The following is a 26329-nucleotide window of genomic DNA, read 5'->3' as shown; positions in this document are numbered from 1 at the left end:
ACATCACTCCGCAGCCACCGTGGCCGGTTCGGGTTTCACGTCGCTGTTCGCCGCATCCTTGTCCGCCTCGCGGGCATAATCCTTGCGCTTGGCGAGAGTGGCCTGGACGGTGCCGACAATGCCCTTGGGCAGGAACAGCGTGACGAAGATGAAGAGGCCGCCGAGGGCAAACAGCCAGAGATCGGGAAAGGCGCCGGTAAAGTAGCTTTTTCCGACATTGACGAGGATCGCGCCGATGATCGGCCCGATCAGCGTGCCGCGCCCGCCGACAGCCGTCCACACGACGACTTCGATGGAATTGGCGGGCGCGAATTCGCCGGGATTGATGATGCCAACCTGCGGCACGAAAAGCGCACCGGCAATGCCCGCCATCATCGCCGAGACGACGAAAGTGAAGAGCTTGATGTTCTCGACGCGGTAGCCGAGGAAGCGCACGCGGCTTTCCGCATCGCGCACCCCGACCAGAACCTTGCCGAACTTCGAGCGCGTGATCGCCGAGGCAATCAGAAGACAGAGCGCCAGGAAAACCGCCGACAATGCGAAGAGTACGGCCCGTGTGCCATCGGCCTGCACGTTGAAGCCGAGGATTTCCTTGTAGTCGGTGAGGCCGTTATTGCCGCCAAAGCCCATATCGTTGCGGAAGAAGGCGAGCAGCAGCGCATAGGTCATCGCCTGGGTAATGATCGACAGATAGACGCCGTTGACGCGGGAGCGGAAGGCAAACCAGCCGAAGACGAAGGCGAGCAGGCCGGGGACGAGCAGAACCATGGCCATGGCGACCGGGAAATAATTCATCCCATGCCAGAACCAGGGCAGTTCCTTCCAGTTCAGGAAGACCATGAAGTCGGGCAAAATCGGGTCGCCATAGACGCCACGAGAGCCGATCTGGCGCATCAGATACATGCCCATGGCATAACCGCCGAGCGCAAAGAAGGCGCCGTGGCCGAGCGAGAGGATGCCGCAATAGCCCCAGACGAGGTCAAGTGCGAGCGCCAGGAGCGCATAGCAGAGATATTTGCCGAGCAGCGACACCACATAGGTTGGAACATGCAGTGCGCTGTCGGGCGGCGTCAGCAGGTTGAGTGCCGGCACCAGCAGGGCAAAGCCGAGGAGGACGCCGATGGCGATGACGATCTTGCCGTCGAGTGCGCGCAGGATGAAGCCGCTGATCATGCTTCCACCGCCCTTCCCTTGAGCGCGAAGAGCCCGCGCGGTCGTTTCTGAATGAAGAGGATGATCAGGACGAGAACCAGGATCTTGCCAAGCACCGCCCCGACCGAGGGTTCGAGGAACTTGTTGAGGATGCCGAGCGACAAGGCCCCGACAAACGTGCCCCAGAGATTGCCGACACCGCCGAAGACCACGACCATGAAACTGTCGATGATGTAGGACTGCCCGAGGTTCGGCGAGACGTTGTCGATCTGGCTGAGCGCCACACCGGCGATCCCGGCAATGCCCGAGCCGAGCGCGAAGGTGAAGGCATCGACCCAGGGCGTGCGAATGCCCATGGACGAGGCCATCCGCCGGTTCTGCGTCACGGCGCGCATCTGCAACCCGAAGGCGGAACGCTTCATCAGTGTCAGCAGCGCAAAGAAGATGGTGAGCGAGAAGAGCACGATCCACATGCGGTTCCAGGTGATGGTGAGACCACCCAGCGCAAACGAGCCGGACATCCAGGAGGGATTGCCGACCTCCTGGTTGGTCGGGCCGAAGATCGTCCGGATCGTCTGCTGCAGGATCAGCGAAATGCCCCAGGTGGCGAGCAGCGTTTCGAGCGGCCGGCCATAAAGGAATCGGATCACGCCGCGCTCGATGACGAGTCCAACGGCGGCGGTGACTAGGAAGGCGACCGGCAGCGCAATCGCCAGCGACCAGTCGAACAGCTCGGGGTAGTTGGTGCGGATCACCTGCTGCACCACGAAGGTGGAATAGGCCCCGATCATCACCATCTCGCCATGCGCCATGTTGATGATGCCCATCACGCCGAAGGTGATGGCAAGGCCGATGGCCGCAAGCAGCAGCACTGAGCCGAGGGAAATGCCGTACCAGACGTTCTGCCCCATATCCCAGAACATGAGGCCGCTCTCGATCTTGGCGATCGCCTTGTCGAGATCGGGTTTCAGGCTTTCGTCGATGGTGCCGGAGACCGACATCAGGATACCGACCGCCTCGCGTCCACCAAGGGAGGCAACGGTGGCGATGGCGGCGCGCTTGTCATCGGCCGAGCGGTCGGAGGCGAGCACGGAGACGGCCCGCGCCTCTTCCATGCGCGCCTTGACTTCGGCGTCCGCCTCGGAAGCCAGGGCGGTTTCGATCAAGGCCAGGTTTTCCGCACTCGGCGACTGCAGAACCGCCTGGGCGGCGGCCAGTCGCACGCTGCGATCGGGGCTGAGCAGCGTCAACCCGCCCAGCGCCGAACGGATCGCCCGGCGCAGCGTGTTGTTGACCTTGATCTTGGTGAAGGCGCCCTTCGGCTCCTCCCCAACCGTCTCGCCCGTAAGCGGATCGATCGCGGCGAGATTGCTGCCGGCAGGTTTGGTGATGAAGACCTGATTGTCCGACTTGCGGACATAAAGGTCACCCTCAGCAAAGGCTTCGAGCGCCGGTACGACGCGGGCGTCCGCAGTCGCCGCGATCTGCCCGAGCAGTTCTTCGGCCTGTTTGAAATTAGCCTTTCCGAGCGCGTTCAGGAGATCGCGCGGATCGCTCTGCGCGAAGGATGGCGCGGCGAAGGAAAGGAATAGGAAGGCGAGTGTGAAAAAACGGATCAGCATTCTGTTGTCCCCCGGTTGGCGGGGCGGCGGAGCCTGGACAGCCCCTCATCCGCCTGCCGGCACCTTCTCCCCGTGAACGGGGAGAAGAAGTGTTCCGTTGTGGGCGTTCCGCGAACACCCTCCCCTTGAGGGGGAGGGTCGAACCGAAGGTTCGGGGTGGGGTGACATCGTGCACGAGATCACCCCCACCCATCGCTTACGCGATGACCTCCCCCTCAAGGGGGAGTTGGAGGAAAGCCGATCAGCTGCCCTTGCCGCCGCACTTGCCGGTGGCAACGTTGAAGTTGCCGCATTCCATCGGCTTGCGCCAATCGGAGATCAGGTCCTTGGAATCTGGCAGATAATCCGACCATTCGTCGCCGACAACGGCAGGGGTCTGCTGGACGATTTCGAACTGGCCGTCGGCCTGGATCTCGCCGATCAGGACCGGCTTGGTGATGTGGTGGTTCGGCATGACGGTCGAATAGCCACCCGAGAGGTTCGGAACGGCAACGCCGATGATCGAGTCGAGAACGGCGTCGGTGTCGGTGGTGCCGGCAGCCTCGACGGCCTTAACCCAGGCGTTGAAGCCGATATAGGCAGCTTCCATCGGGTCGTTGGTCACGCGCTTGTCGTTCTTGGTGAAGGCATGCCAGGTCTTGATGAACTCGGCATTGACGGGCGCATCGACGGACTGGAAGTAGTTCCAGGCGGCGAGGTGACCGACCAGCGGGGTCGTGTCGAGGCCGGCGAGCTCTTCTTCGCCGACGGAGAAGGCGACGACCGGGATGTCTTCGGCCTTGATGCCCTGGTTGCCCAGTTCCTTGTAGAACGGAACGTTCGCGTCACCATTGATGGTCGAGACAACGGCGGTCTTCTTGCCGGCCGAGCCGAACTTCTTGATGTCGGAAACGATGGTCTGCCAGTCGGAATGACCGAACGGCGTGTAGTTGATCATGATGTCTTCTTCGGCAACGCCCTTGGACATCAGATAGGCTTTGAGGATCTTGTTGGTCGTCTGCGGATAGACGTAGTCGGTGCCGGCGAGAACCCAGCGCTCAACGCCTTCGTTTTCAGCCAGGTAATCGACGGCCGGGATCGCCTGCTGGTTCGGAGCCGCCCCCGTGTAGAAAATGTTGCGCGAGGATTCTTCCCCCTCGTACTGCACCGGGTAGAAGAGGATGGAATTGAGCTCTTCGAAAACAGGCAGGACGGACTTGCGCGACGACGAGGTCCAGCAACCGAAAACGGCAGCGACCTTGTCCTTGGAAATCAGCTCGCGGGCCTTTTCGGCAAACAACGGCCAGTCGGAGGCCGGGTCGACCACGACGGCTTCGAGCTTCTTGCCGAGAACGCCACCCTTCTTGTTCTGCTCGTCGATGAGCATCAGCATGGCGTCTTTCAGCGTCGTTTCCGAGATCGCCATCGTGCCCGACAGCGAATGGAGAACGCCGATCTTGATGGTGTCGTCTGCGGCGAACGCGCCGTTAAAGGCGGTCGTCGACAGCATGGCGCCGAGAAGCGCGCCTGTCAGTTTCATCTTCATGGACATTGTTGTGATCCCCTCTTCTTGGTCGCAACCGGTCGGTTAATGAAATTTAACCGTTGCTGGAGGGGACTATCGGATGCTGCGCCGCAAAACCGTATACGTCGTTTGACGTAGGTCAGGGGGGTAAAGGGGGAAGAGGCCTTCGGGTGGATCGCTCCTCCGTTTAGATATGTGGAGGCCCATCGGCGCACAGCTTGTCATTCGTCATGGCATACCATTAGGATAGAATTGAACAGCGAAAGACGAACCATGGATCTCTCCCCCAGGCGGTTGGGTTTGAAAACAAGCACCGCCGAGGCACATCACGCGCTCGATACGATGATCGGCAGTTTCGACACGCCGGCCTCCTATGCCCGCTATCTCGATGGCATGGCACGCTTCCGTCTGCCAGTGGAGGCGTGGCTTGCAACGCAGCCCCTGCCGCCCGGCTTCGGGGATTGGCAACCGGGCCTCTATGGCGAAGACCTTCTCGCCGACCTGCAGGATCTCGACATCCCCCTCCCCACGGACCTGCCGCCGCTGGAGCTGCCGGATGGCGACGGCCTGATCGGACTTCTCTATGTGCTGGAAGGCTCGGCGCTCGGCGCCCGCCTTCTTGCCAAGCGGGCGGAAGCCATCGGCTTTACCGAGCAAAGGGGAGCCCGTCATCTTTTTGCGCAGGCACGGAACTTTTCGAGCTGGCGCGCGTTCTCGGCGCGTATGGAGAACGTGTGTGTGTACGACGAACGGGCCGCTTCCACTTGGGCCGACACCGCCTTCGACTATGCCCGCAACGCCTTCGAAAGTGCCATGAATGCTCACCGCCTCCACCGTCGACTTGTCCAATTGCGACCGTGAACCGATCCACATACCCGGCAGCATCCAGCCTCATGGATGTCTTCTCGCTTGTGACCCAGGCGTTACCGTCATCCGCCGTTATTCCGCCAACGCCACGAGCATGCTGCGCACCGAAGGTGAGCTGAAGGGACGCCAAGTCGCCGATCTGCTGGGCGAAGACGCGACCCACGATCTGCGCAACGCCATCGCCCAGGCACCGGATGCGAGCCGCCCCGCCGTCATTGCACATCTGCGTCTTCCCAACGGCGATCACTTCGACATCGCCGTTCACCGCCAGCAGGACGGCGCGATCCTCGAATTCGAGCCTTCTCTGCGCCGCACCCAGCCGCTCCAGCTGGCGCGCGAAATGATCGGCCGGGTGAAGGACATCGCCGACATCGACCTTCTGATTTCGTCCTCCGCCAAACTGGTTCGCACGGTGCTGGGTTATGACAGGGTGATGATCTACCGCTTCGAGGACGACGGGTCCGGCAAGGTCGCGAGCGAGGCCAAGCGGGCAGATCTTGAAAGCTTTCTCGGCCAGTATTTTCCCGCGAGCGACATTCCCCGCCAGGCCCGCATTCTCTATATGCAGAACCCGATCCGGGTCATCTCCGACGCCAGCGGCACCCGCGTTCCCCTGCTGCCGCAAGACGACGAGGCAAGGCAGCCGCTGGATCTCTCCTTTGCTCATTTGCGCAGCGTCTCACCGATCCATTGCGAATACTTGCGCAACATGGGCGTGGCGGCCTCCATGTCGATCTCGATCATCGTCGACGACAAGCTTTGGGGCCTGATCGCCTGCCATCACTACGCACCGAAGACACTCACCATGTCGGAGCGGATCGCTGCGGAAATGTTCGGCGAATTCTTTTCGCTGCATCTCCTGTCGCTTCGCCAGAAGCGCAAGCTCGACATTACCACCGAAGCCCGTCGGGCGCTCGACCGCTTCCTCCAGTCGGCATCGCATCAGACGGATGTCGACCAGATCCTGGCAAGCGCCCTGCCGGAGTTTCAGAAGCTGCTCGCCTGCGATGGTGTCGGTCTTTGGATGAAGGACCGCTGGACAGCCATCGGCACCGTGCCGCCGGAAGGCGAGGAAGAGGCCTTGGCCGCTTTCGTCAGCAGGAACTCGGAAGGGCGGATCTGGGGGACAAAATCCCTCTCCACCGATTTCCCCGCGGCGGATTACCCGGAGGTCGTCTCAGGCGTGCTCTCCGTTCCCCTGTCACAGATCCCCCGCGACTACCTGTTCTTCTTCCGCAAGGAGCGCCTGCAGACCCTGAACTGGGCCGGCAATCCGGAAAAGACCTACGAGGTGGGGCCGCTCGGTGACCGGCTGACGCCGCGCAAGAGCTTCGCCATCTGGAAGGAAACCGTGCGCCATCAGGCCGAGGGATGGCGCGAGGCCGATTTCGAAATCGCCGAAGCGATCCGCTCGGCGACGGTCGAGATCGTATTGCGCCACAACGAGCTGATGCAGGAAGAGCGCAGCAAGGCCGACATCCGCCAGCGCATGCTGAACGAGGAACTGAACCATCGCGTCAAGAACATCCTTGCGGTGATCAAGTCGCTGGTGGCGGCCCCCGGCCAGGAAGAAGTGCCGATCGAACATTACATCGGCTCTCTGCGCGGCCGCATTCACGCCCTCTCCCACGCCCATGATCAACTGACGCGCGGCGGCGGCGGCGGCTCTCTGTCGGACCTGCTGCAGGCAGAGCTCCTGCCCTATCGCGCGGGGCTCAACACGCTGACACTGACCGGCGGCACCGTCACGCTCGACGCACGCGCCCATGCGGTGGCAGCCCTCGTCATCCACGAGCTCTGCACCAATGCCGCCAAGTATGGCGCGCTGTCGCGTCCCGGCGGCGCACTGACCGTGGAATGGCAGCGGACAGCGGACGACGACTGTCTGATCCGGTGGAACGAGAGCGGCGGTCCAGCCATCGGCCCGATTGGTCGCAAAGGCTTCGGCACTGCGCTCATCGAGCGCAGCATCCCCTACGATCTAGGCGGCACTAGCCATCTCGACTATAAACCGGAGGGTCTGGCCGCGGAATTCTGCATTCCCGGCCGTTTCCTCAATTGGGAGACCCCTGCGATCGCCGAGGAGCTGCCGCCCGTGGAAGACGCCCAGCCGACAGGGCAAAGCCAGCCGCTTCAGGCAGGCGTTCCCGTGCTTCTGGTCGAAGACCAGGTGCTGATCGCCATGGACGCCGAAATGATGCTGGCGGACGCCGGGATCGAAAACGTCGTGACGGCAAGCTCCAGCACAGACGCTTTGAACAGGCTCAAATCCTTCCGTCCGGCCATTGCCATTCTCGACATCAATCTCGGCCGCGACACCTCCGTACCCGTTGCCGAGGAGTTGGCGCGCCTTGGCATCCCCTTCGTCTTCGCCACGGGATATGACGACCGCTCGATCGTTCCGGAAGGCTTTGCCGACGTACCGGTGGTCAGAAAGCCCTATGATTCCGTGGCCCTGTTGAAGGCTTTGTCCGACCGCCTCCAAGGCAGGTGATTGCCCCCTGACCGACAGTCGTTTCTGCTGCACCCCCCTGTAAAAACAGGGTTGCACGGCGTTTTCACGCATCGTACGTTCTCTTTATGTTCCAAAAGGGAGACGAGAATGCGTGCACTTGAACAATTCATCGTCGAAGCAAAGGCGGCAAGCTACATGGGCGGCAAGGCGAAGGAACCAATCTCTTCCCGCATGGCGGCGCATGAACTGACTTATGCGCGCGGCCCCTTCCGCTATCTCGACGGCTACTACGGCGGCACGGACTTTATCGGCCAGGAGGTGGTCTGGAAGAACGGCGAACCGATCTGGGCCATGAACTATTATGGGCGCATTCTTGATCCGGAACGGATCGACGGGGAGCGGGCCGGCACCGTCATCCAGAGAGCGCTCAGCGCTCTCTACCTGGAGAACCGCTTTCTCGGCGGGTTCAGCTTTCAGCATCCGCTGGGCGAGTACGTCGACGAATCCGTCGGCAGCCTCGCAGGTTTTCAGGGCGTCGAGCGCATCCTTGTGGACGGGCGACTTGCCTACCAGCTGGATTACCATGGCGGGCTGATAAAGCCATAAAGCCCTGGCGCTCGCCATTCCTTCAGTGCCCTTGCTATTCTGCGCAATCCCGTGAAAATGCCTAAAGCTACATCACCTCCAAGCAAGCGCTAGAAATTAGGCATGCCGGCACGCCAACGCATCATTCCTGTCCGCCGCGAATACAATCGTTGGGTCGCCAACCAGACGCTGGAAGACTATGCGCTCCGCTTCACCGCCAAGAGCGCCCGAAAATTCTCATCGAGCCGTATTTCCCAGACGGCGATCGGCGCGATCTCCTTCCTGGCACTGGAAGCGATCGGCGGCACGATCACGCTGGCTTACGGCACCACCAATGCCTTCTTCGCCATCGTGGTGGCTGCGATCCTCATGCTTCTGGTCGGAGTGCCGATCAGCCGCTACGCGATCCGCCACGGCGTCGACATTGATCTCCTGACGCGCGGCGCCGGTTTCGGCTATATCGGCTCGACCATCACCTCGCTGATCTATGCAAGCTTCACCTTCATGCTCTTCGCCATCGAGGCGTCGATCATGACCAAGGCGCTGGAGCTTGCCTTCGGCATACCGCTTTGGCTCGGCTATATCATCTCCGCCGTCGTCGTTCTTCCGCTCGTCACCTACGGCATCCGCATGATCTCCAAATTCCAGCTGCTCACCCAGCCGGTCTGGATCGTGCTCAACATCCTGCCCTTCGTCTTCATCGCCTTTCTCGACTGGGAGAAGATCGACCTCTGGCGCGCCTTTGCCGGCATCGGCCATTCGAACGCCCATCTGGGCGGCGCCGCACCGTTCGACCTGCTGGAATTCGGCGCCGCCTCCGCAGTCATCCTGGCGCTGATGCCGCAAATCGGCGAACAGGTCGATTTCCTGCGCTTCCTCCCGCCGGAGGGAGCCCGCAAGCTGCACCATCGCGTCGCGATTTTCCTGGCGGGAGCGGGCTGGGTGGTGCTTGGCGTGCCAAAACTGCTGGCCGGCTCCTTCCTCGCCGTCTTGACGCTCTCGACGGGTGTCCCGATCGGGGAAGCCGCCGATCCGGCGCATATGTATGTTGCCGCTTTCGGCTACATGATCCCCAACCAGACGGCAGCCCTGATGATGATGGCGGCCTTCGTGGTCATCTCGCAGCTGAAGATCAACGTGATGAACGCCTATGCCGGCTCGCTCGCCTGGTCGAACTTCTTCTCGCGCCTGACCCACAGCCATCCGGGCCGCGTTGTCTGGCTCGTTTTCAACGTGGCGATCGCCCTCCTCCTGATGGAACTCGGCATCTACGGCCTGCTGGAGGAGACGCTCGGCATCTTCTCGATCATCGCCATGAGCTGGCTCTGCGCCATTTCCGCCGATCTCTTCGTCAACAAGAACCTCGGCCTGTCGCCCCCCGGCATCGAGTTCAAGCGCGCCCATCTTTACGACATCAACCCGGTCGGCTGCGGTACGATGCTGCTCTCGGCGAGCCTGGCGCTGGCCGCCCATTTCGGCACCTTCGGCGCCCTGATGGCCTCGCTGTCGACCTATGTCACCCTTGTGGCCTTTCTGATTTCGCCGCTGATCGCCTGGGGAACGAAGGGCAAGTTCTATCTCGCCCGCAAACCCCGCCACAGCTGGAAGAACCTGACCGGCATCACCTGCTCGGTCTGCGAACACCCTTTCGAGCCGGAAGACATGGCCTGGTGCCCGGCCTATGCCGCGCCGATCTGTTCGCTGTGCTGCACGCTCGACAGCCGCTGCCACGACATGTGCAAGCCGCATGCGAAGATCAACGCCCAGGCGGGAGCGGTCGCCCGCACCGTCCTGCCGGACGTGCTGCTCCAAAAATTCTCCACCCGGCTTGGCCGCTACGCGCTGACCGCCATGGCCTCGATCTCGTTGATCGGCGCGATCCTCGCGCTGATCGCCCATCAGGTGAATGTCGCGACCCCTGAAATGACCGAGGTTGTCGACCGCACAGTGCTGGTCGTCTTCTTCATCTTCGCCATCATCGCCGGAATCGTCTCGTGGTTCTATGTGCTCGCCCATGACAGCCGGCTGGTCGCAGAGGAGGAATCCTCGCGCCAGAACACGCTTCTGCTCAAGGAAATCGCCGCCCACCGCAAGACCGACGCGGCTCTGCAGAACGCCAAGGAAACCGCGGAGGCCGCCAACCGCGCCAAGAGCCGCTATGTGGTCGGCCTCAGCCACGAATTGCGCACGCCGCTTAATGCCGTGCTGGGTTACGCCCAGATCCTCGAGCGCGACGAGACGATCCCCGTGCCGCGCCAGTCGGCGATCAAGGTCATCCGCCGCTCCGCCGATCACCTGTCGGGCCTGATCGACGGCCTGCTGGACATCTCGAAGATCGAGGCCGGCCGCCTGCAGGTCTTCTCCAATGAGGTCAATATCCAGGATTTCCTCGACCAGCTCATCGACATGTTCGCCCCCCAGGCGGCTGCCAAGGGCATCCTCTTCGAGCACCAGCGCTCGCGCAACCTGCCGCTTTACGTGCGCACCGATGAGCGCCGCATCCGCCAGATCCTCGTCAACCTCCTGTCAAACGCGATCAAGTTCACCGACGAAGGCACGATCCGCTTCGCGGTCGATTATCGCAGTCAGGTCGCCACCTTCACGGTCAGCGACACCGGCCGCGGCATTGCGGAAAAGGACCTCACCCGCATCTACGAACCCTTCCAGCGCGGCGAGGCCGACAATATCCGCCCACAACCGGGCCTTGGCCTCGGCCTCACCATCACCAAGCTGCTCACCCAGACGCTGGGCGGCGAAATCTCGGTCACGAGCGAGCGCGACAAGGGCTCGACCTTCAAGATCCGCCTGATGCTCTCGGCCATCGACCGGCCCAACACGGCCCCTGCCCCGGAACGGAAGATCGTCTCCTATACCGGCCCGCGCCGCACCATCGTCGTCGTTGACGACAACGAGGATCACCGCGACCTGATGCGCGAGGTGCTGGCCCCGCTCGACTTCGTCGTGCTGACCGCAGCCGGCGGCCCGGAATGCCTGACGCTCATTCAGGGCGTGAAACCCGACCTCTTCCTCGTCGACATCGCCATGCCCGGCATGAACGGCTGGCAGCTGGTGGAAAAGCTGCGCGATGCCGGCCAGAAGGCGCCGATCCTGATGCTCTCGGCCAATGTCGGCGATGCTCCCGCCCCCGGCGGCGAAGGCCATGATGACGCGATCACCAAGCCGGTCGACATCTCGCGCCTGCGCGACAAGCTTGCCCGCTTCCTCGGCCTCGACTGGATCTATGCCGACGACCCGCGCCTGCTGCAGCCGGCGCTACAGCCACAAAAACCTGTATCGCCCGGAAGCGCCCATCTGGAGGAATTGATCAGCCTTTGCGACATCGGCTATATCCGCGGCATCGAGGCCAAGCTTGCCGAACTGGCGGGACTGGGGAGCCACGCAGCCTTTGTCGACACCGCCCGCGCCCATGTGCAGGCCTTCGACCTTGCCGGCCTGCGCAGCTTCCTCACCGCCTTCGAAACCGACAGGGAGGCCATGCATGGCTGAGGCCACCAGGCGCGATATCGTTCTCCTCGTCGACGACAGCCCCGATGCGCTCGGTTTCCTGACCGAAGCCCTGGAAGCCTCCGGCTATTCCGTGCTGATCGCGACATCCGGTCACGCGGCGCTCTCGATCGTCGCGCGCATCAGCCCGGACCTCATCCTGCTCGATGCCGTGATGCCCGGCATGGACGGCTTCGAGACCTGCCGTGCGCTGAAGGCCGATCCGGTCGTCGCCCAGGTCCCGGTCATCTTCATGACGGGGCTGACCGAAACCGAACATGTGGTGAAGGCACTGGAATCCGGCGGCGTCGATTATCTGACCAAGCCGATCAACATCGACGAATTGCGCGCCCGCATCCGCGTCCATCTGTCCAACGCCCGCTCGGCCCAGAGCGCCCGCGTCGCCCTCGACGCCGCCGGCCGCCACCTGCTGGCGATCCGGGGCGATGGACAGGTGCACTGGACCACCCCCCAGGCCAATCGCCTGATCGAAACCGCCACCGGCCATGCCGACGGCATCAACGCCGTCGCAAGGGCCGCAGCCGCCTGGCTCTCGGCCAGACGCAGTGGCGCTGCCCAGACAGGTGAGGCCAGCTTCCCCTTCCCCGGCACATCGGGCCTGCCGCTGACCCTCTCCCTGCTCGGGACGATCGGGGCGGACGAATATCTCTTCCGCCTGACCTCGGCCAATCGCCAGAGCGAAGACGAAATGCTGCGCGAACGCTTCGGCCTCACCCACCGCGAAAGCGAGGTCCTGCTCTGGATCGCCAAGGGCAAGGCCAACCGCGACATCGGCGAGATTTTGGGCCTGTCCTCGCGCACGGTGAACAAACATCTGGAGCAGATTTACTCGAAGCTCGGCGTCGAAAACCGGGCTTCTGCGGCGGTCAAGGCCGCCCATGTGCTGCGCGAGACGTGAAAGGCAGTAGGCAGTAGGCAGTAGGCAGTAGGCAGTAGGCAGTAGGCAGTAGGCAGTAAAAATCCGATAGCCAACGCAGCGCTGCAAGCTCCAAAGTGTAGACCCACCATACGCCCCAAACGACGGGCCAGAGGCCCATTGGCTATTGGCTATTGGCTATTGGCTAAATCCTAACCAGTCCCCCTGCCCCAGACGCAGAAAACCCGGCACAAGGCCGGGTTTTCCGTCGTTCCAAAACTGGATCGATTACTTGTTCTGGAAGTACGAGTACTTGCCGTCCTCGCCCTTCTTCCAGGTGTACATGACGTAGTCCGGGCGGGTGATGTCGCCCTTGGCGTCGAAGCCGAGTTCGCCGATGACGGTCGTGTACGGGCCCTTTTCCTTCAGCGCGGTCGCAACAGCTTCCGAGTCGTTGGTTGCGGCAGCCTTGGCGGCTTCTGCGATAACCTGCAGGGCAGCGTAGGAGTACAGCGTGTAGGCTTCCGGTTCGAAGCCGGCGTCACGGAACTTCTTGACGGCGTCGGCTGCGTTCGGGTTCTGGCGCGGATCCGGCGGGAAGGTCATCAGCGTGCCTTCGACTGCGTCACCGGCGATCGAAGCAAGTTCGTTCGAGGTGATGCCGTCGCCGGACATCATGGTGGCCTTCAGGCCCTGCGATGCCATCTGGCGCAGGATCAGGCCGGCTTCGGTGTGCAGACCGCCGAAGTAGACGACGGAAACGCCGGCTTCCTTCATCTTGGCGATCAGGGCCGAGTAGTCCTTTTCACCGGGGGTGATGCCTTCGTAGATGGCTTCGGTCACGCCGAGCTCATTCATGGCCTTCTTGGTCTCGTCGGCGAGGCCCTGGCCATAAGGAGTCTTGTCGTGAACGACGGCAACCTTGGCGTCCTTGAAGTTGTCGGCGATGTACTTGCCGGCAACTGCGCCCTGCTGGTCGTCACGGCCGCAGGTGCGGAAGGTGTTCCACAGACCGCGCTCGGTGAACTGCGGGTTGGTCGAAGCCGGCGTGATCTGCAGGATGCCGTTTTCGGCATAGACTTCAGAAGCCGGGATCGAAACGCCCGAGTTGAAGTGACCGACGACGAACTTCACGCCGTCAGCAACGAACTTGTTGGCGACCGAGACGCCCTGCTTGGCGTCCGACACGTCGTCGCCGAGCACGATCTTGATCTGTTCGCCATTGATGCCGCCAGCGGCATTGATGTCGGCGGCAGCCTGTTCGGCGCCCTTCTGGAGCTGTGCACCGAAGGCGGCGTTCGGACCGGTCAGCGGACCGGCAACGCCGACGAGGATGTCAGCCCAGGCGTTGCCGCTGAAGGCAACCATGGCCGACAGCGCAACCGCCGAGAGGAGAGACTTCTTCATACTGTTACTCCCAGTTTTTTATGCGGGTTTGGGTTTAGAGACCGTGCGCAATACCCGCTCTCACTGCGCCGGAAAACTGTTCCACTCGTTATTTCAAGCCGAGGCTCTCTGTCGCCAATCTGTGACAGAAAACAACACCTTGTCAATCTTTCTTCTTCCACGAGAGATAGGATGTTCTCTCATAAAGCCAGTAATAGTTGTCGACCATCTGGGTGGCCCGGCGCGCCTGGAATCCGGCCATCGCGAAGGCCAGCAGAAGCACCACGTCGACCAGGTAGAAGAACGGGCTGATGAACGGCCCGCCGAACAGCGAATAGTGCAGGAAGCGCATCGCGATGCCGAGGCCGAAGGCATAGACGACGACGGTGCCATAGCCCTGCCAGTTCTCGGCCACGGCCCGCCCCGAACGCCAGGCGGTCCAGAAACCGAGCAGCAGAACGAGGAACCTCAGCACCAGGCGAACGGTGGTATCGCTTTCGAAAAACAAACCTTGCATGTCAAATCCTCCGCGCGCTCAATGATGGCCGCCTTCGAGATAGGCCGCCCGGACCGACGGATCGGCGAGCAGTTCCTTGCCCGTGCCGCTCATGGTGACATTGCCGTTCACCATCACATAGGCCCGGTCGGAGAGCTTCAGCGCAGCAAAGGCATTCTGCTCGACGAGGAAGACGGTCAGCCCCTCTTCCTTGTTGAGGCGCTTGATCTGCTCGAAGATCCCCTTGACGATCAGCGGTGCGAGACCGAGCGACGGCTCGTCGAGCAGGAGCAGTTTCGGACGCGACATCAGCGCACGGCCGATGGAGAGCATCTGCTGTTCGCCGCCCGACAGGGTGCCGCCGCGCTGCGCCTGGCGTTCCTTGAGGCGCGGGAACATGGTGAAGACCTTCTCCACGTCCTCGGCAAAGAACTTCATGTTGTCGAGACCGGCACCCATCTGCAGGTTTTCCATCACGGTCATGCGCGGGAAGATGCGACGGCCTTCCGGCGACTGGGCGATGCGGCGACGGGCGATCAGATGGGTCGGCAGCCTGGTGATATCCTCGCCGTCGAAGATGATATTACCGGTGCGCGCCTGCGGGCTGCCGCAGATCGTCATCATCAAGGTCGACTTGCCGGCACCGTTGGCACCGATCAGCGAGACGATCTCGCCCTTGTGGACTTCGACGTCGACGCCGCCGAGCGCACGGATATTACCGTAATAGGTCTCGACGCCGGAGACTTTCAGAAGCGGTTCAGAGGACATCAGTTGTTCCCTCCGGCAATCGCTTCGACTTCGTGGATCACTTCGTCCAATTCTTCATCCTCGACGCCCAGATAGGCCGCGATGACCTTCGGGTCGTTCTTCACATGATCAGGCGTGCCGTCGGAGATCTTCTGGCCGTATTCCAGCACCACGACATGGTCGGAAATCTGCATCACGACGGACATGTCGTGCTCGATCAGAAGCAGCGAGGTGCCCTCGTCGCGAATGCTGCGCAACAGCGTGTTGAGCGCAAGCGACTCCTTCGGGTTCAGGCCGGCGGCCGGCTCGTCCAGGCACAGCAGTTCAGGACCGGTGCACATGGCACGGCAGATTTCCAGCCGCCGCTGTGCGCCGTAAGGCAGGTCGCCCGCCGGATCATCGGCACGATCGATGAGATCGGCCTTTTCCAGCCAGTAACGCGCCTTCTCGATCGCCTCGTCTGCCGCCTTCTTGTAGGCGGGCAGGCCGAGCAGGCCGAGAACGGTGTAACCGGACGCCTTCATCAGCGCATTGTGCTGGGCAACCAGCAGGTTTTCGAGAACGGTCAGGCCTGAGAACAGGCGGATGTTCTGGAAGGTACGCGCGACCTTGGCCTTTTTCGGGATTTCGAAATCCGGCAGACGTTCCAGCAGATACTGGTCGCCGGACTTCTGCGTCAGCGTGATCATCCCCATCGTCGGCCGATAAAAGCCGGTGATGCAGTTGAAGACGGTGGTCTTGCCGGCACCGTTGGGTCCGATCAGCGCGGTGATTTCACCGCGCTTGGCTTCGAAGGAGAAGTCGTTGATGGCCATCAGGCCGCCAAAGCGCATCGACAGATGCTCGACCTTCAGGATGGTGTCATTGCTCATGGTGGTGTTCCCGGAAGTCATCAGCCGTGACCTTCCTTGGTAAAGCTGCCCGAGACGGCCTTGCGTTCCTTGAGGAAGGCCGTCGGCTCTCTGCTGCCGACGAAGCCGCGTGGCTTGAACAGCATGACCACGACCATGGCCAGCCCGAAGAGCAGCATGCGGTACAGTTCCGGCGTGAAGTCTTCGCCGAAGATGTGCTTCAGGAACTCCATTTCACGCAGCGCTTCCGTTCCGCCTATCATGACGATCGCCGCAACCGCGATGCCCGTCAGCGATCCCATGCCGCCGAGAACGACGATCGCGAGGATGACGGCGGATTCGAGGAAGACGAAGCTTTCCGGCGACACGAAGCCCTGGCGGGCGGCAAAGAAGGACCCGGCGAAACCACCGAACATCGCACCGATCGCAAAGGCGGTGAGCTTTGTCGTGACGGTGTTGATGCCGAGCGAGCGGCAGGCGATCTCGTCCTCACGCAGCGCTTCCCAGGCCCGGCCGATCGGCATGCGACGCAGCCTGATCGTCACATAGGCGGTCAGGCAGCAGAGCGCCAGGATCACGTAGAACAGGTAGATCTTGTAATAGGCGGACGACATCGGCAGGCCGAAGGTCTTGGCGAAGCCACCGGCAGACGCATCGAAGGGAATGCCGAACAGCGTCGCCTTCGGAATGCTGGAGATGCCGAAAGTGCCCTTTGTCACATCCTGCCAGTTGATCAGCACCAGTCGGATGATTTCCCCGAAGGCGAGCGTCACGATGGCAAGATAGTCACCCTTCAGACGCAGGACCGGGAAGCCGAGGATGATGCCCCAGAAGGCGGCCAGGATGCCGGCGAGCGGCAGAAGGATCCAGAAGGACAGGCCGAAGTTCTGGGCGAGCAGCGCATAGGAATAGGCGCCGACCGCATAGAAGGCGACATAACCCAGGTCGAGCAGACCGGCGAGACCGACGACGATGTTGAGGCCCCAGGCCAGCATGACGTAGATCAGGATCTGGATGCCGAAGTTGTCGACATATTTCAGCGCCCCTTGCGTGCCGGACAGCGCGACAATGACAGGCGGATAGAGGATGAGCGCAACGAGTGCGATCTTCAGGAAGTGTGTCTTGAAAAAGCTCGGCTTGGCATCGATGTCGTGAACCGGCATCGCGGCCGACTTCTTCTCCTTGCGCTCGGAAAGCCAGGGATAGACGAAGGCGACGAGCGCGAAGCGACCGACGGCGGCGATGCCGACGAAGACAGCGAGCAGGCCGGGACGCGTGTACCAGACCAGTTCGTTGGCCATGTTCTGGTCGGTCTTGATCCCGATATAGAGGATGAACAGACCGAGCGAGAGAACGCCTGCGAACAGGCCTTCCTTCAGCGCGCGCGCCATCGTGCCGGACGAAGCGGCACCGTTTGCTTGTGCGGATGTTGTCATCGGATCAAACCTTCTCGACTTCCGGTCGACCGAGAATGCCGGTCGGCTTGAAGATCAGCACGAACGCCAGGATGCCGAAGGTGGCGACATCCTTGTAGGCGATGCTGAAGTAAGCGGACCACAGCGACTCGATCAGGCCGATCAGCAACCCGCCCAGAACGGCACCCGGCAGCGAGCCGATACCGCCCAGAACTGCGGCCGTGAAGGCCTTGACGCCGGGAATGAAGCCGTCGTTGAACGAAGCCACGCCATAATACATCAGATACATCGTGCCGGCGACGGCCGCGAGTGCTGCCCCCATTACGAAGGTGACGGAAATCGTGCGGTCGACGTCGACGCCGAGAAGGGCGGCCATCTTGCGGTCCTGCTCGGTTGCGCGCTGGGCACGGCCAAGCGGCGTCTTGTTGACGATGTACCAGAAGGCCGCGAGCAGAACCGCCGTGATGACGACGATGATCACCTGCTTGAGCGCGATGGTGACGTTGCCGATATGCACGACGTCGCTGACCAGAGCCGGGATCGGCTTGTTGCGCGGACCCTGCGAGATCTGGATGAAGTTCGACAGCACGATCGACATGCCGATCGCGGTGATCAGCGGTGCCAGTCGGAACGAACCACGCAGCGGCCGATAGGCGACGCGCTCGATCGTCCAGTTCCACAACCCGGTCATCAGCATGGAGACCACCAGCATGATCAGCAGCGCAAGCGCCACCGGGATGCCGGCAAAGAAGGTGGTGAGAATGAGGAAGACGATCAGAGCGGCAAAGCCGCCGAGCATGAAGATGTCGCCATGGGCGAAGTTGATCATGCCGATGATGCCGTAAACCATCGTATAGCCGATAGCCACGAGGCCATAGATGGATCCAAGAGTCAGCCCGTTGATGAGCTGCTGGATGAAGTACTCCATATATTATCCCCCGGACGCGCCTGAATGTTGCGTCTCATTTTGTTGCCCCATGCGGGCATGGGTATGAGGGATTCCATATCGTTTTGTCGGAAAATGTGAAGCCAAAAAGGCAAATAACGGCCAAAATGTTACCGTTTACCAACAGTTTGGCACTGTCGGGTTCACCGAACACAAAAAAGCGGCAGAAAAAGTCTATGAAATCAGCAGGTCACCGGAGGCGGCCTGCTGAATGTGAAGGTAAGCTAATGCAAGCCCATTTTTGCCGAAAACGGTTCAGTTTCTCATTCGCGACCCATTTGCGTCAAAAAGCGGCTGCGGCTGCAGCCGGGCGGGAAGGATGTCCCCAAGAATTTCCACGCTCCAGCCGTCAAGCTCATCTGCGATCTCCTTGGGTACATAGCCGAGTGCGACGGACACACCGCTGGCATGCGCAAAGCCGCCGGAGGTGACCCAGCCGCAGACCTCACCTTTGTAGGAAATCGGCTCGTCACCGATGACATCGGCATCCTTCGCCTCAACAATGAAGGTCTTCAGCCGAAGCGTGCCGCCCGACAGCTTTTCTTCCATCGCCGCCTTCTTGCCGATGAAATCGGCCGGTTTCTTCAAGGCGACGAAACGACCCAGCCCGGCCTCATAGGGTCCATAGAGCGGCCGGTATTCACGTGACCAGCTGCCGAAGGCCTTTTCGAGACGCAGCGCATTCAGCGCCCGAAGCCCGAACAGCGAAATGCCGAACTCGGCACCAGCCTCCATCAGGGTCTCGAAGAGATAACGCTGATATTCCGGTCGCATCCAGATTTCATAGCCGAGGTCCCCGGTATAGCTGACGCGCCCGACAATCGCCGGCGCCATGCCGAGATCCATCTCGCGGATCGCCATGAACGGGAAGGCCGCGTCGGAGACATCGAGATGCGTGAGCTTGGCCAGCACGTCGCGCGCCTTCGGCCCGGCAATCGACAACCCGAGCAGGCCGAGATTGAGCGGCTCGACATCAACGGAACCGTCATCGGGCAGATGCTGCTCGAACCATCGCATGTGATAGTCTTCCGCGATGCCCGATCCGATGACGAGGAAATCCTCGTCGTCCATGTTGGCGACGGTGAAATCACCGATCAGCTTGCCCGCCTCGTTGAGCATGGGCGCAAGCGCCATGCTGCCAACCGCCGGGATCTTGCCGGCGAGCATATGGTCGAGCCAGTCCTTGGCCCCCTCCCCGCTCACCATGTATTTGGCAAAGCCCGAGGTTTCCATCAGGCCGACGCTCTCTCGCACGGCCTTCGCCTCGCGACCCACCGCCTCGAAGTCGGTCGAACGGCGCCAGGAGAACTTGTCCTCGACACCCTCAGGTGCAAACCACAGCGGCGTTTCCAGACCATAGGACGCGCCGAACACGGCACCGGCCGCCTTCAGCTTGTCATAGACAGGCGTCGTCAGCAGCGGACGCGCGCCCGGCAGTTCTTCGTTCGGATAGCGGATCGAGAAGCGACGGGAATAGTTTTCGCGCACCTTGGCATTGGTATAGGCAAGCGTCGCATAATCGCCGTAGCGGCAGACATCCATGGCAAAGACATCGAAGCCCGGATCGCCCTCGATGATCCAGTTGGCAAGCGCCAGCCCCACGCCGCCGCCCTGGCTGAAGCCCGCCATGACAGCGCAGGCCGACCAGAAATTCGTCATGCCGCGCACGGGGCCGACGAGCGGGTTACCATCCGGCGAGAAGGTGAAGGGGCCGTTGATGATCTTTTTGATGCCGGCATTGTTGAAGGCCGGGAAATGGCGGAAGCCGATTTCGAGCTCGTTGGTGATGCGCTCCAGGTCTTCGGCCAGAAGCTCGTGGCCGAAGGTCCAGGGTGTCTCGATCGGCGACCACGGACGGCAGTCCTTTTCATAGGTGCCCATCAGCATGCCGTTGCGCTCCTGACGGATATAGATCTCGCCGTCGAAGTCGACGCAGTGCATCAGCTCCTTGCCCGTCGTCTTGTTGAACTCGATGACCTCGGGCATGTCCTCGGTGATCAGATACATGTGCTCCATGGCAAGCACGGGCAGCTCCAGCCCGACCATGCGACCGACTTCGCGCGCCCAGAGACCGGCGGCATTGACGACATGCTCGGCCCGGATCTCACCCTTGTCGGTGATCACCCGCCAGGTGCCGTCTTCCAGCTGCACCAGATCCTCGACCTTGGTGTGCAGATAGATCTCGGCACCGTTCTTCTTCGCCGACTTCGCATAGGCGTGCGTCGTACCATAGGGGTCGAGATGGCCTTCATGCGGATCAAAGACGGCGCCGACAAACTGCTTGGGATCGAGCAGCGGCATCATCTCATGGGCTTCTTGCGCCGAAATCAGCGTCGCCTCACCGCCGGCATATTTGCCCTTTGCCAAGAGCGACTTCATCCAGTCGAAGCGCTCCTTGGTGGCCGCCAGCATCAGGCCCGAGGTCATGTGCAGGCCGATGTCCTGGCCAGAATATTCCTCGATCTCCTTGTAGAGTTCGACCGTGTATTTCTGCAGCTTGGCGACGTTCGGATCGCCGTTGATCGTGTGCATGCCGCCCGCCGCATGCCAGGTGGATCCGGAGGTCAGCTCCGAGCGTTCCAGAAGCACCACGTCGGTCCAGCCGAACTTGGTCAGGTGGTACAACACCGAACACCCGACGACACCTCCGCCGATGACGACGACACGCGCATGGCTCTTCATGGAAAGACGCTCCCTTGGCAGCAAAGATTGATGCGACAAAGCTAGATCGCACACATGAAAGCCAGAAGACCATGCTGCGACGAAACATGTCGCATCGGTAATACCAAGTGTTCTCTGGGCGGCGTCCGTGAGCGAGATCCTGTGTCAACCGGATCAGACACACCCCCATATTTTAATGGATTCTCAAGTTATCATCTATAATCGTATCACATCACTTTTCCCCCACTCCGCCGCCCCGCTCTACAGAGATCTACATGTCCCTCTTCGCCTTCGGCAGCGATGCCCGCTCCATTTTGAACGCTCTCGAAAAATCGCAGGCCATCATCGAATTCGATCTGGAAGGCCATATTCTCCACGCAAACGAAAACTTCCTGAAGGCCATGGGCTACCGGCTCGACGAGATCGTCGGCAAGCATCATCGCATGTTCGTGACGCCGCTCGAAGCCGGTTCCGTGGAGTACAAGCAGTTCTGGCGCAACCTCGCCGCCGGCAACTTCGATCAGCGGCAATACAAGCGCGTTGCCAAGGGCGGCCGCGAGATCTGGATCGAGGCAACCTACAACCCTGTCCTCAAGGCAGGACGTCCCCACAAGGTTGTCAAGTTCGCAACCGACATCACCGCGATGAAGCTGAAGGCGCTGGATGCGGAAGGAAAGCTCGCAGCCCTCGACCGGGCCCAGGCCATTATCGAATTCACGCCGACCGGCGAGATCCTTCATGCCAACGAGAACTTCCTCGGCACGATGGGTTACAGCCTGTCCGAGATCGTCGGGCGCCACCACCAGATCTTCTGTGATGCCGACTACGCGTCGTCGCAGGCCTATCGCGATTTCTGGCGCGGCCTCGGCGAAGGCCGTTTCGTTGCCGACCAGTTCACCCGCTATGGCAAAGGTGGAAAACGGATCCACATCCAGGCCTCCTACAATCCGATCATGGATGCTGACGGCAAGGTCCTGAAGGTGGTGAAGTTTGCGACCGACGTCACCGAACGGTTCCGGGTGATCGAGGAACTCGGCGCCGGGCTCGGCCGCCTCGCCGACAGCAATATCCGTATGACGCTGGATCATCCGTTCAGCGCCGAATTCGAGCCGCTGCGGCGCGACTTCAATGCCTCGATCGGCGCGTTTCAGCAAACCTTGTCGGGCGTCCTCGACCAGACGCACGACCTTGCCCGCAACGGCAATACGATGAAGCATTCGGCGGAAGAGCTTTCGGAACGCACCAACCAGCAGGTCGCGGCCCTCGAGCAGACCGCGTCGGCGCTGTCCGAAGCCACGATGAAGCTTCGTGCGGCGACCGAACGCACCCTCGAAACCCGCAGGATCGCCACCGAGGCCCAGGCCGCAGCAACGTCTTCGGTTTCCGTTGTCAGAGACACGGTCAGCGCCATGGAGCGGATTGAAGGCGCCTCCAACGAGATCGGCAAGATCATCGGCGTCATTGATGAAATCGCCTTCCAGACCAATCTGCTGGCGCTGAACGCAGGCGTCGAGGCCGCCCGCGCGGGCGACGCCGGCAAGGGCTTCGCCGTCGTGGCACAGGAAGTCCGCGCGCTTGCCCAGCGTTCGGCCAATGCCGCCAAGGAAATCAAGACGCTGGTGAACACGTCGGCAAGCGAAGTGCAGGAAGGCGTCAGGCTCGTCGGCGAGACCGGCCGCGCGCTGCAGGAAATCGAAAAATTCGTCTCGGCGATCGACCAGAACGTCGACCGCATCGCCACCTCTGCATCGCAAGAGGCAGCCGCTTTGGAAGCGATCAACGGCGCAGTGACCGAGGTCGACGCAATGACGAAGGCGAACGCGGCCATGGTCGCCCAGTCGACGGACATCAGCCGTGCGGTGTCAGACGGCGCCACGGTCCTCGCAGAACTGGTCAATCGCTTCAAGCTCAACCGGCGCGGCGAGCTCCGCGAAGGCGAAAAGACCGTCTGGACTGAGGCAGAGCGCGCCTCGAAGCTTGGTACGACCCGCTATCGCGCCGCCTCGTGAGGAAGTGAAAGCCGGCCCGGTGAAAGCCAGGCCGGCTCGTCAGAGCAACCCTTTCAGGGCGCCGAGCGCAGCGTAAACTCCGTCAGCTCCGCCGGCACGCCGATCCTGAGCGCAAAGCCTGGCCACAGCCCCGTGCCGTTGTTCACATAGAGCTGCATGCCACCGACCTGATAGAAGCCGGAGACATAGCCATTGTTGGCACGCGCGACGATCCGGTCGAGGCCGCGCACCATGCCGCCATGGGTATGGCCCGAAAGCTGCAAGGCAACACCCCTCTTCGCCGCCCGCTCTGCCATTCGCGGCTGGTGATCGAGAAGGATGACGGGTGCATCCGCAGGCGCACCATGCAACGCCCGCCCCAGATCAGGCTCCACCGCGCCGGTAAACCGCGCGGAAAGATCCGTCACACCGGCGATCACGAGCCTGCCCTCCCCCCGCTCGATGACGTGATGCTCATTGGCAAGGATCCGCATGTTGAGCGAGGGGAAATGGCCGAGCCAGCGATCGACATCGAAGAAATATTCGTGATTGCCCGGCACCGTCAGCACGCCGTCACGCGCCCTCAGTCCGGCAAGCGGCGCGATATCCTCGCGGCGGATGTCGAGACTGCCGTCGATGAGATCACCGGTGATGACGATCAGGTCGGCATCGAGCGCATTGGTCTTCTCGACCACCGCATGCGCCCATTGGCCGGTAAAGAGACGGCTGATATGCATGTCTGTCAGTTGTACCATCCGGTAGCCATCAAGCTCAGCGGCAAGTCCCGGGATGGTCACCTCGATACGTTTCACCGCCGGCACACGGATCGCCTGGCTGATCCCGAAACCAGCGAGCGCCAATGCGGCGATGCCCATGGTGTATCGAACCTCAGGCGGCACCGCTGGAAACGTCCATCTCACGGCAAAGATCACCAGGCTCACCAGATCGAGCACCACCTGCATCGCCGCCAGCAGCACGATCGCCCCGAAGAACAGGTTGAAGGCAATCACCAGCGGCCGCGGAAATTCGGGCGCGAAGACAGAGCCGGAGGTGAAGCGGCTGAACAGGTGATATTGCGAGGCAAACAGCAGGAAGACGGCAAGCAAAAGCTTGACCCACCACGGCCACGGCAAGGGCGCGATGAAGCGGGAGGCTACGATCAGCCATGGCAGGGAGAACATCAGATGAAACATCAGGAGAACCGGGAACTGCAGCGATGGACCAGAACAGCAGGCGCTGCCGGTCGCTGACCATGGGGTGAGAACGGTTCAGCGCATATGGGGCGAATGACGGCAACGACAAGTGCAAGCAGCATGTTCACCGTTTCCAGAACGCGGGCACGCTGCTGCGAAGCCTCTTCAAACATCGTCGCGAAATGCGCGATAGGACTGTTCCAGGGCGGCGAAACGATCATTGATCGGCAGGAGGCTGATGGCCAATCGGTCCCGGCCCGAAAGCGGCAGATGATCGAGCAGCCAGTCGGCGAGGAGGTCGGCCTCTTCTGTAGCCGCGAGCCGCAGTGCCTCATAGCCTGCAACGCCGCCGAGGCGCGTCCCCAGAACGCCCCCGCCTTCGAGATCTGCGAGGATCTGTGCTTTCAAGGCAACGAGATCGACACGCGCCGGACCATCCTCGGCAAAAGCACGCGGCGCAATCTTTACCGTCGCCAAGGCATCCGTCGGCAGCGGTTCACGGCGCCGACCAAAGATCCAGTGCCTTTCGGGTTTCGAGAAGTCGCCGTTGCGGCAAAAGCCCTCGACCGAGACGATTGCGACGACGTGTTCAGACTTGAAACTGAAGACTTTTTCATCCTGCGGGCGTCCTCGCACCCCATGGCAGGAGGCAAGGACAGCCGGTGCGCCGGGCACAAGATCCGCAGCGATGACGAAGCGTATATCGAAGACCGCGAAATCATCGCCCCCTGGCGGCACCGCAGCCTCGACCGGCGCCTCACCTCGGCTCTCGAAGGCACGACCGACGGGCGCGACATCGGCTGCGGCGAAGGCCGGATAGAGCCGGGTGAAGTCAACAGGATCAGGCGGATAGGGTCGGGAACCGAATGGTTCATCGCGGGCAAGCGCATCGCGCGATCCGATCAGGTCCGGCGGCCTCCGTGCAGGCTTGATCGAGCGTCCGTCGAGAGGCGCAAAAGCGACGACATAATTGGGCAAGGTCTCGTGCCCCTCGTCACGGGCGCTAGGCTCTGCCTCCCACTCGACAGCCGTGACGGTCACGGCATAGTCGCCGTCGGCAAGGTCGAACCAGAGCTCCGGGCTTGCCGAAGGATCGGTCATCTTCTCGACACCCGGCAGACCATCCGAATTGTCGACAAAAACCCTGCCATGACGGACACGATAGGGAAACACAAAGCTCGGCCCGGAAAACGCCCTTTCCCTTTCGCTGAGATCGCCCGTCGTCAGCCGCAATTTGAAGACACCGTCTGATCCGGTGCACCAGGCAATCAGCCGCCCGGCAGCACTTTCAACGGGATAGATGAAGGTCTCGGCATACCAGGCGATCGGCCAATGCTCGGCATGTCCCAGGTCATCAGGATGAAAAAGCACGATATGGGCGACGTCGGTCGCGAGTACCATGTATTTCGAAACCTGCTGCAAGACCACGCCCTCCTAGCCTCGGCACACTCGGTCCCCTCAGGAGTAGTATCGTCGACAGTCGCCCTCAAGGTCAGGCGTCACAGGCAAACTGACCCGACTTACGCAAACCCCGCCGTCAGCGCAAATTCCTTGCCCATCTCGCAAACCTCGTCGAACAGGAAGCCGGCAAAGCTGCGCATCACGACGATTTCGAATGTGTCCTGACCCGTCCGGGCGAGGTTGGCGGCGACATGGCAGATCTGACAGTTGGTCGACTGCCCGATTTCGAAGGCGTCGGAATGAAGATCGAGGGCCGTGCATTTGGCGAGGATGCCACGCACATGCGGGCCACCGAGGCTGAGCACCACGCGCCCGTCGCTCTGGTCGAGAAACGACACGCGTGACGCGCCAAGATCCGCCAACTGCCGGGCAAGCGTGTCGGCCGTCACGCTCTCGCCAGCCAGCAGCCACTCTCCCGGTCCGCAAACGCGCACATGCACGTCCTCAAGATTGTTGAGTGCGTCCTCGATATCGCGCTCATGCCCGGCATGGACCAGCACCGAGAAGATCACCGGCGACCGCAGGATCGCCAGATGATGCGGGTTCGGCGTCGCCTCGAAACCGGAAATGTGGTCCTCGAGCACGTGACGGGCAGCATAGGTCACCGGCATGGCAGGAT

At 61.7% G+C, this 26329-nt stretch carries 19 protein-coding genes and 1 pseudogene; 7 read left to right on the top strand and 13 right to left on the bottom strand.

The window, feature by feature from the left end:
* Nucleotides 1-3 precede the first annotated feature (3 nt).
* The 3 genes from urtC to urtA all read right to left on the bottom strand — a co-directional run bounded on the left by urtC (nt 4) and on the right by urtA (nt 4305).
* Nucleotides 4-1173 carry an urea ABC transporter permease subunit UrtC gene (gene urtC / locus DMY87_RS13060; RefSeq protein ID WP_110791893.1) on the bottom strand — a complete coding sequence of 390 codons (1170 nt, stop codon included), beginning with the start codon at nt 1171-1173 and terminating at the stop codon, nt 4-6.
* Complete coding sequence (gene urtB / locus DMY87_RS13055; protein ID WP_110791891.1) at nt 1170-2774, bottom strand: urea ABC transporter permease subunit UrtB; 1605 nt, start codon at nt 2772-2774, stop codon at nt 1170-1172. Before urtB ends, urtC begins: the two co-directional genes overlap by 4 nt.
* 241 nt (nt 2775-3015) lie before the next feature.
* Nucleotides 3016-4305 (bottom strand): urea ABC transporter substrate-binding protein, encoded by a 1290-nt coding sequence (urtA, locus tag DMY87_RS13050; RefSeq protein ID WP_110791889.1) that lies wholly within the window; start codon nt 4303-4305, stop codon nt 3016-3018.
* Nucleotides 4306-4578: 273 nt separating this feature from the next.
* Here urtA and DMY87_RS13045 point away from each other — a divergent pair, with 273 nt between their 5' ends.
* The 6 genes and pseudogenes from DMY87_RS13045 (at nt 4579) to DMY87_RS13025 (ending at nt 12608) form a co-directional block, all read left to right on the top strand.
* The gene (locus tag DMY87_RS13045; RefSeq protein WP_245408911.1) at nt 4579-5139 is read left to right on the top strand and encodes a biliverdin-producing heme oxygenase; all 561 of its coding nucleotides are present in this window, start codon (nt 4579-4581) and stop codon (nt 5137-5139) included.
* Nucleotides 5096-6823 (top strand): annotated as a pseudogene (locus tag DMY87_RS13040) (GAF domain-containing protein); the annotation flags it as partial. The gene DMY87_RS13045 and the pseudogene DMY87_RS13040, both read left to right, overlap by 44 nt.
* Before the next feature lie 93 nt (nt 6824-6916).
* The gene (locus tag DMY87_RS24635) at nt 6917-7639 is read left to right on the top strand and encodes a response regulator (protein ID WP_425353500.1); all 723 of its coding nucleotides are present in this window, start codon (nt 6917-6919) and stop codon (nt 7637-7639) included.
* 108 nt (nt 7640-7747) lie between these two features.
* Nucleotides 7748-8206, top strand: coding sequence for a DUF5680 domain-containing protein (locus DMY87_RS13035; RefSeq protein ID WP_110791884.1), 459 nt, complete (start codon nt 7748-7750; stop codon nt 8204-8206).
* A 102-nt stretch (nt 8207-8308) separates the two neighbouring features.
* The gene (locus DMY87_RS13030; protein WP_110791882.1) at nt 8309-11692 is read left to right on the top strand and encodes a hybrid sensor histidine kinase/response regulator; all 3384 of its coding nucleotides are present in this window, start codon (nt 8309-8311) and stop codon (nt 11690-11692) included.
* Nucleotides 11685-12608 carry a response regulator transcription factor gene (locus DMY87_RS13025; protein ID WP_110791881.1) on the top strand — a complete coding sequence of 308 codons (924 nt, stop codon included), beginning with the start codon at nt 11685-11687 and terminating at the stop codon, nt 12606-12608. Before DMY87_RS13030 ends, DMY87_RS13025 begins: the two co-directional genes overlap by 8 nt.
* Nucleotides 12609-12854: 246 nt before the next feature.
* Here the strand turns inward: DMY87_RS13025 and DMY87_RS13015 are convergent, their stop codons facing one another.
* The 7 genes from DMY87_RS13015 to DMY87_RS12985 form a co-directional block, all read right to left on the bottom strand.
* On the bottom strand, nt 12855-13973 hold the full coding sequence (locus DMY87_RS13015; protein ID WP_110791877.1) for a branched-chain amino acid ABC transporter substrate-binding protein: 1119 nt from the start codon (nt 13971-13973) through the stop codon (nt 12855-12857).
* A 142-nt stretch (nt 13974-14115) separates the two neighbouring features.
* On the bottom strand, nt 14116-14469 hold the full coding sequence (locus DMY87_RS13010; protein ID WP_110791875.1) for a DUF6867 family protein: 354 nt from the start codon (nt 14467-14469) through the stop codon (nt 14116-14118).
* 18 nt (nt 14470-14487) lie between these two features.
* Nucleotides 14488-15216, bottom strand: coding sequence for an ABC transporter ATP-binding protein (locus tag DMY87_RS13005; RefSeq protein ID WP_110791873.1), 729 nt, complete (start codon nt 15214-15216; stop codon nt 14488-14490).
* A complete protein-coding gene (locus DMY87_RS13000) occupies nt 15216-16088 on the bottom strand; it encodes an ABC transporter ATP-binding protein (protein ID WP_110791872.1) in 873 nt (290 codons plus the stop codon). Before DMY87_RS13000 ends, DMY87_RS13005 begins: the two co-directional genes overlap by 1 nt.
* Entirely contained in the window at nt 16088-17482 is a 1395-nt protein-coding gene (livM, locus tag DMY87_RS12995; RefSeq protein WP_110791870.1) for a high-affinity branched-chain amino acid ABC transporter permease LivM, read from the bottom strand. Before livM ends, DMY87_RS13000 begins: the two co-directional genes overlap by 1 nt.
* A 4-nt stretch (nt 17483-17486) precedes the next feature.
* Entirely contained in the window at nt 17487-18389 is a 903-nt protein-coding gene (locus tag DMY87_RS12990) for a branched-chain amino acid ABC transporter permease (RefSeq protein WP_110791868.1), read from the bottom strand.
* A 273-nt stretch (nt 18390-18662) separates the two neighbouring features.
* Entirely contained in the window at nt 18663-21089 is a 2427-nt protein-coding gene (locus DMY87_RS12985) for a GcvT family protein (protein ID WP_110791866.1), read from the bottom strand.
* Between the two features lie 254 nt (nt 21090-21343).
* Between DMY87_RS12985 and DMY87_RS12980 the strand changes: the two genes are divergently transcribed.
* Nucleotides 21344-23077 carry a methyl-accepting chemotaxis protein gene (locus DMY87_RS12980; protein WP_110791864.1) on the top strand — a complete coding sequence of 578 codons (1734 nt, stop codon included), beginning with the start codon at nt 21344-21346 and terminating at the stop codon, nt 23075-23077.
* A gap of 53 nt (nt 23078-23130) precedes the next feature.
* On the opposite strand, the gene DMY87_RS12975 is transcribed toward DMY87_RS12980, so the two are convergent.
* From DMY87_RS12975 to DMY87_RS12965, 3 genes are all read right to left on the bottom strand, one after another.
* A complete protein-coding gene (locus DMY87_RS12975) occupies nt 23131-24249 on the bottom strand; it encodes a metallophosphoesterase (protein WP_110791862.1) in 1119 nt (372 codons plus the stop codon).
* Between the two features lie 165 nt (nt 24250-24414).
* Complete coding sequence (locus DMY87_RS12970) at nt 24415-25671, bottom strand: hypothetical protein (protein ID WP_110791860.1); 1257 nt, start codon at nt 25669-25671, stop codon at nt 24415-24417.
* Nucleotides 25672-25769: 98 nt separating this feature from the next.
* Nucleotides 25770-26321, bottom strand: coding sequence for a sarcosine oxidase subunit gamma (locus DMY87_RS12965; RefSeq protein ID WP_110791859.1), 552 nt, complete (start codon nt 26319-26321; stop codon nt 25770-25772).
* Between the last annotated feature and the right edge of the window lie 8 nt (nt 26322-26329).

Origin of the sequence: Peteryoungia wuzhouensis, from assembly GCF_003205195.1 — a bacterium.
In the GTDB taxonomy this organism is placed as follows: domain Bacteria; phylum Pseudomonadota; class Alphaproteobacteria; order Rhizobiales; family Rhizobiaceae; genus Allorhizobium; species Allorhizobium wuzhouense.
Note: the sequence above shows the minus strand (reverse complement) of the source record. Positions and strands in the feature narration are given on the sequence as shown.

Bases quoted from the DNA above. Each gene is read 5' to 3' on its own strand.
- DMY87_RS12985 (WP_110791866.1), bottom strand. From the start codon at position 21,089: ATGAAGAGCCATGCGCGTGTCGTCGTCATCGGCGGAGGTGTCGTCGGG.
- DMY87_RS12980 (WP_110791864.1), top strand. From the start codon at position 21,344: ATGTCCCTCTTCGCCTTCGGCAGCGATGCCCGCTCCATTTTGAACGCT.
- urtA (WP_110791889.1), bottom strand. From the start codon at position 4,305: ATGTCCATGAAGATGAAACTGACAGGCGCGCTTCTCGGCGCCATGCTG.
- DMY87_RS13035 (WP_110791884.1), top strand. From the start codon at position 7,748: ATGCGTGCACTTGAACAATTCATCGTCGAAGCAAAGGCGGCAAGCTAC.
- DMY87_RS12990 (WP_110791868.1), bottom strand. From the start codon at position 18,389: ATGGAGTACTTCATCCAGCAGCTCATCAACGGGCTGACTCTTGGATCC.
- DMY87_RS13030 (WP_110791882.1), top strand. From the start codon at position 8,309: ATGCCGGCACGCCAACGCATCATTCCTGTCCGCCGCGAATACAATCGT.
- DMY87_RS13010 (WP_110791875.1), bottom strand. From the start codon at position 14,469: ATGCAAGGTTTGTTTTTCGAAAGCGATACCACCGTTCGCCTGGTGCTG.
- DMY87_RS13015 (WP_110791877.1), bottom strand. From the start codon at position 13,973: ATGAAGAAGTCTCTCCTCTCGGCGGTTGCGCTGTCGGCCATGGTTGCC.
- DMY87_RS13000 (WP_110791872.1), bottom strand. From the start codon at position 16,088: ATGACTTCCGGGAACACCACCATGAGCAATGACACCATCCTGAAGGTC.
- DMY87_RS13025 (WP_110791881.1), top strand. From the start codon at position 11,685: ATGGCTGAGGCCACCAGGCGCGATATCGTTCTCCTCGTCGACGACAGC.
- DMY87_RS12975 (WP_110791862.1), bottom strand. From the start codon at position 24,249: ATGTTTCATCTGATGTTCTCCCTGCCATGGCTGATCGTAGCCTCCCGC.
- urtC (WP_110791893.1), bottom strand. From the start codon at position 1,173: ATGATCAGCGGCTTCATCCTGCGCGCACTCGACGGCAAGATCGTCATC.
- urtB (WP_110791891.1), bottom strand. From the start codon at position 2,774: ATGCTGATCCGTTTTTTCACACTCGCCTTCCTATTCCTTTCCTTCGCC.
- DMY87_RS13005 (WP_110791873.1), bottom strand. From the start codon at position 15,216: ATGTCCTCTGAACCGCTTCTGAAAGTCTCCGGCGTCGAGACCTATTAC.
- livM (WP_110791870.1), bottom strand. From the start codon at position 17,482: ATGACAACATCCGCACAAGCAAACGGTGCCGCTTCGTCCGGCACGATG.
- DMY87_RS12965 (WP_110791859.1), bottom strand. From the start codon at position 26,321: ATGCCGGTGACCTATGCTGCCCGTCACGTGCTCGAGGACCACATTTCC.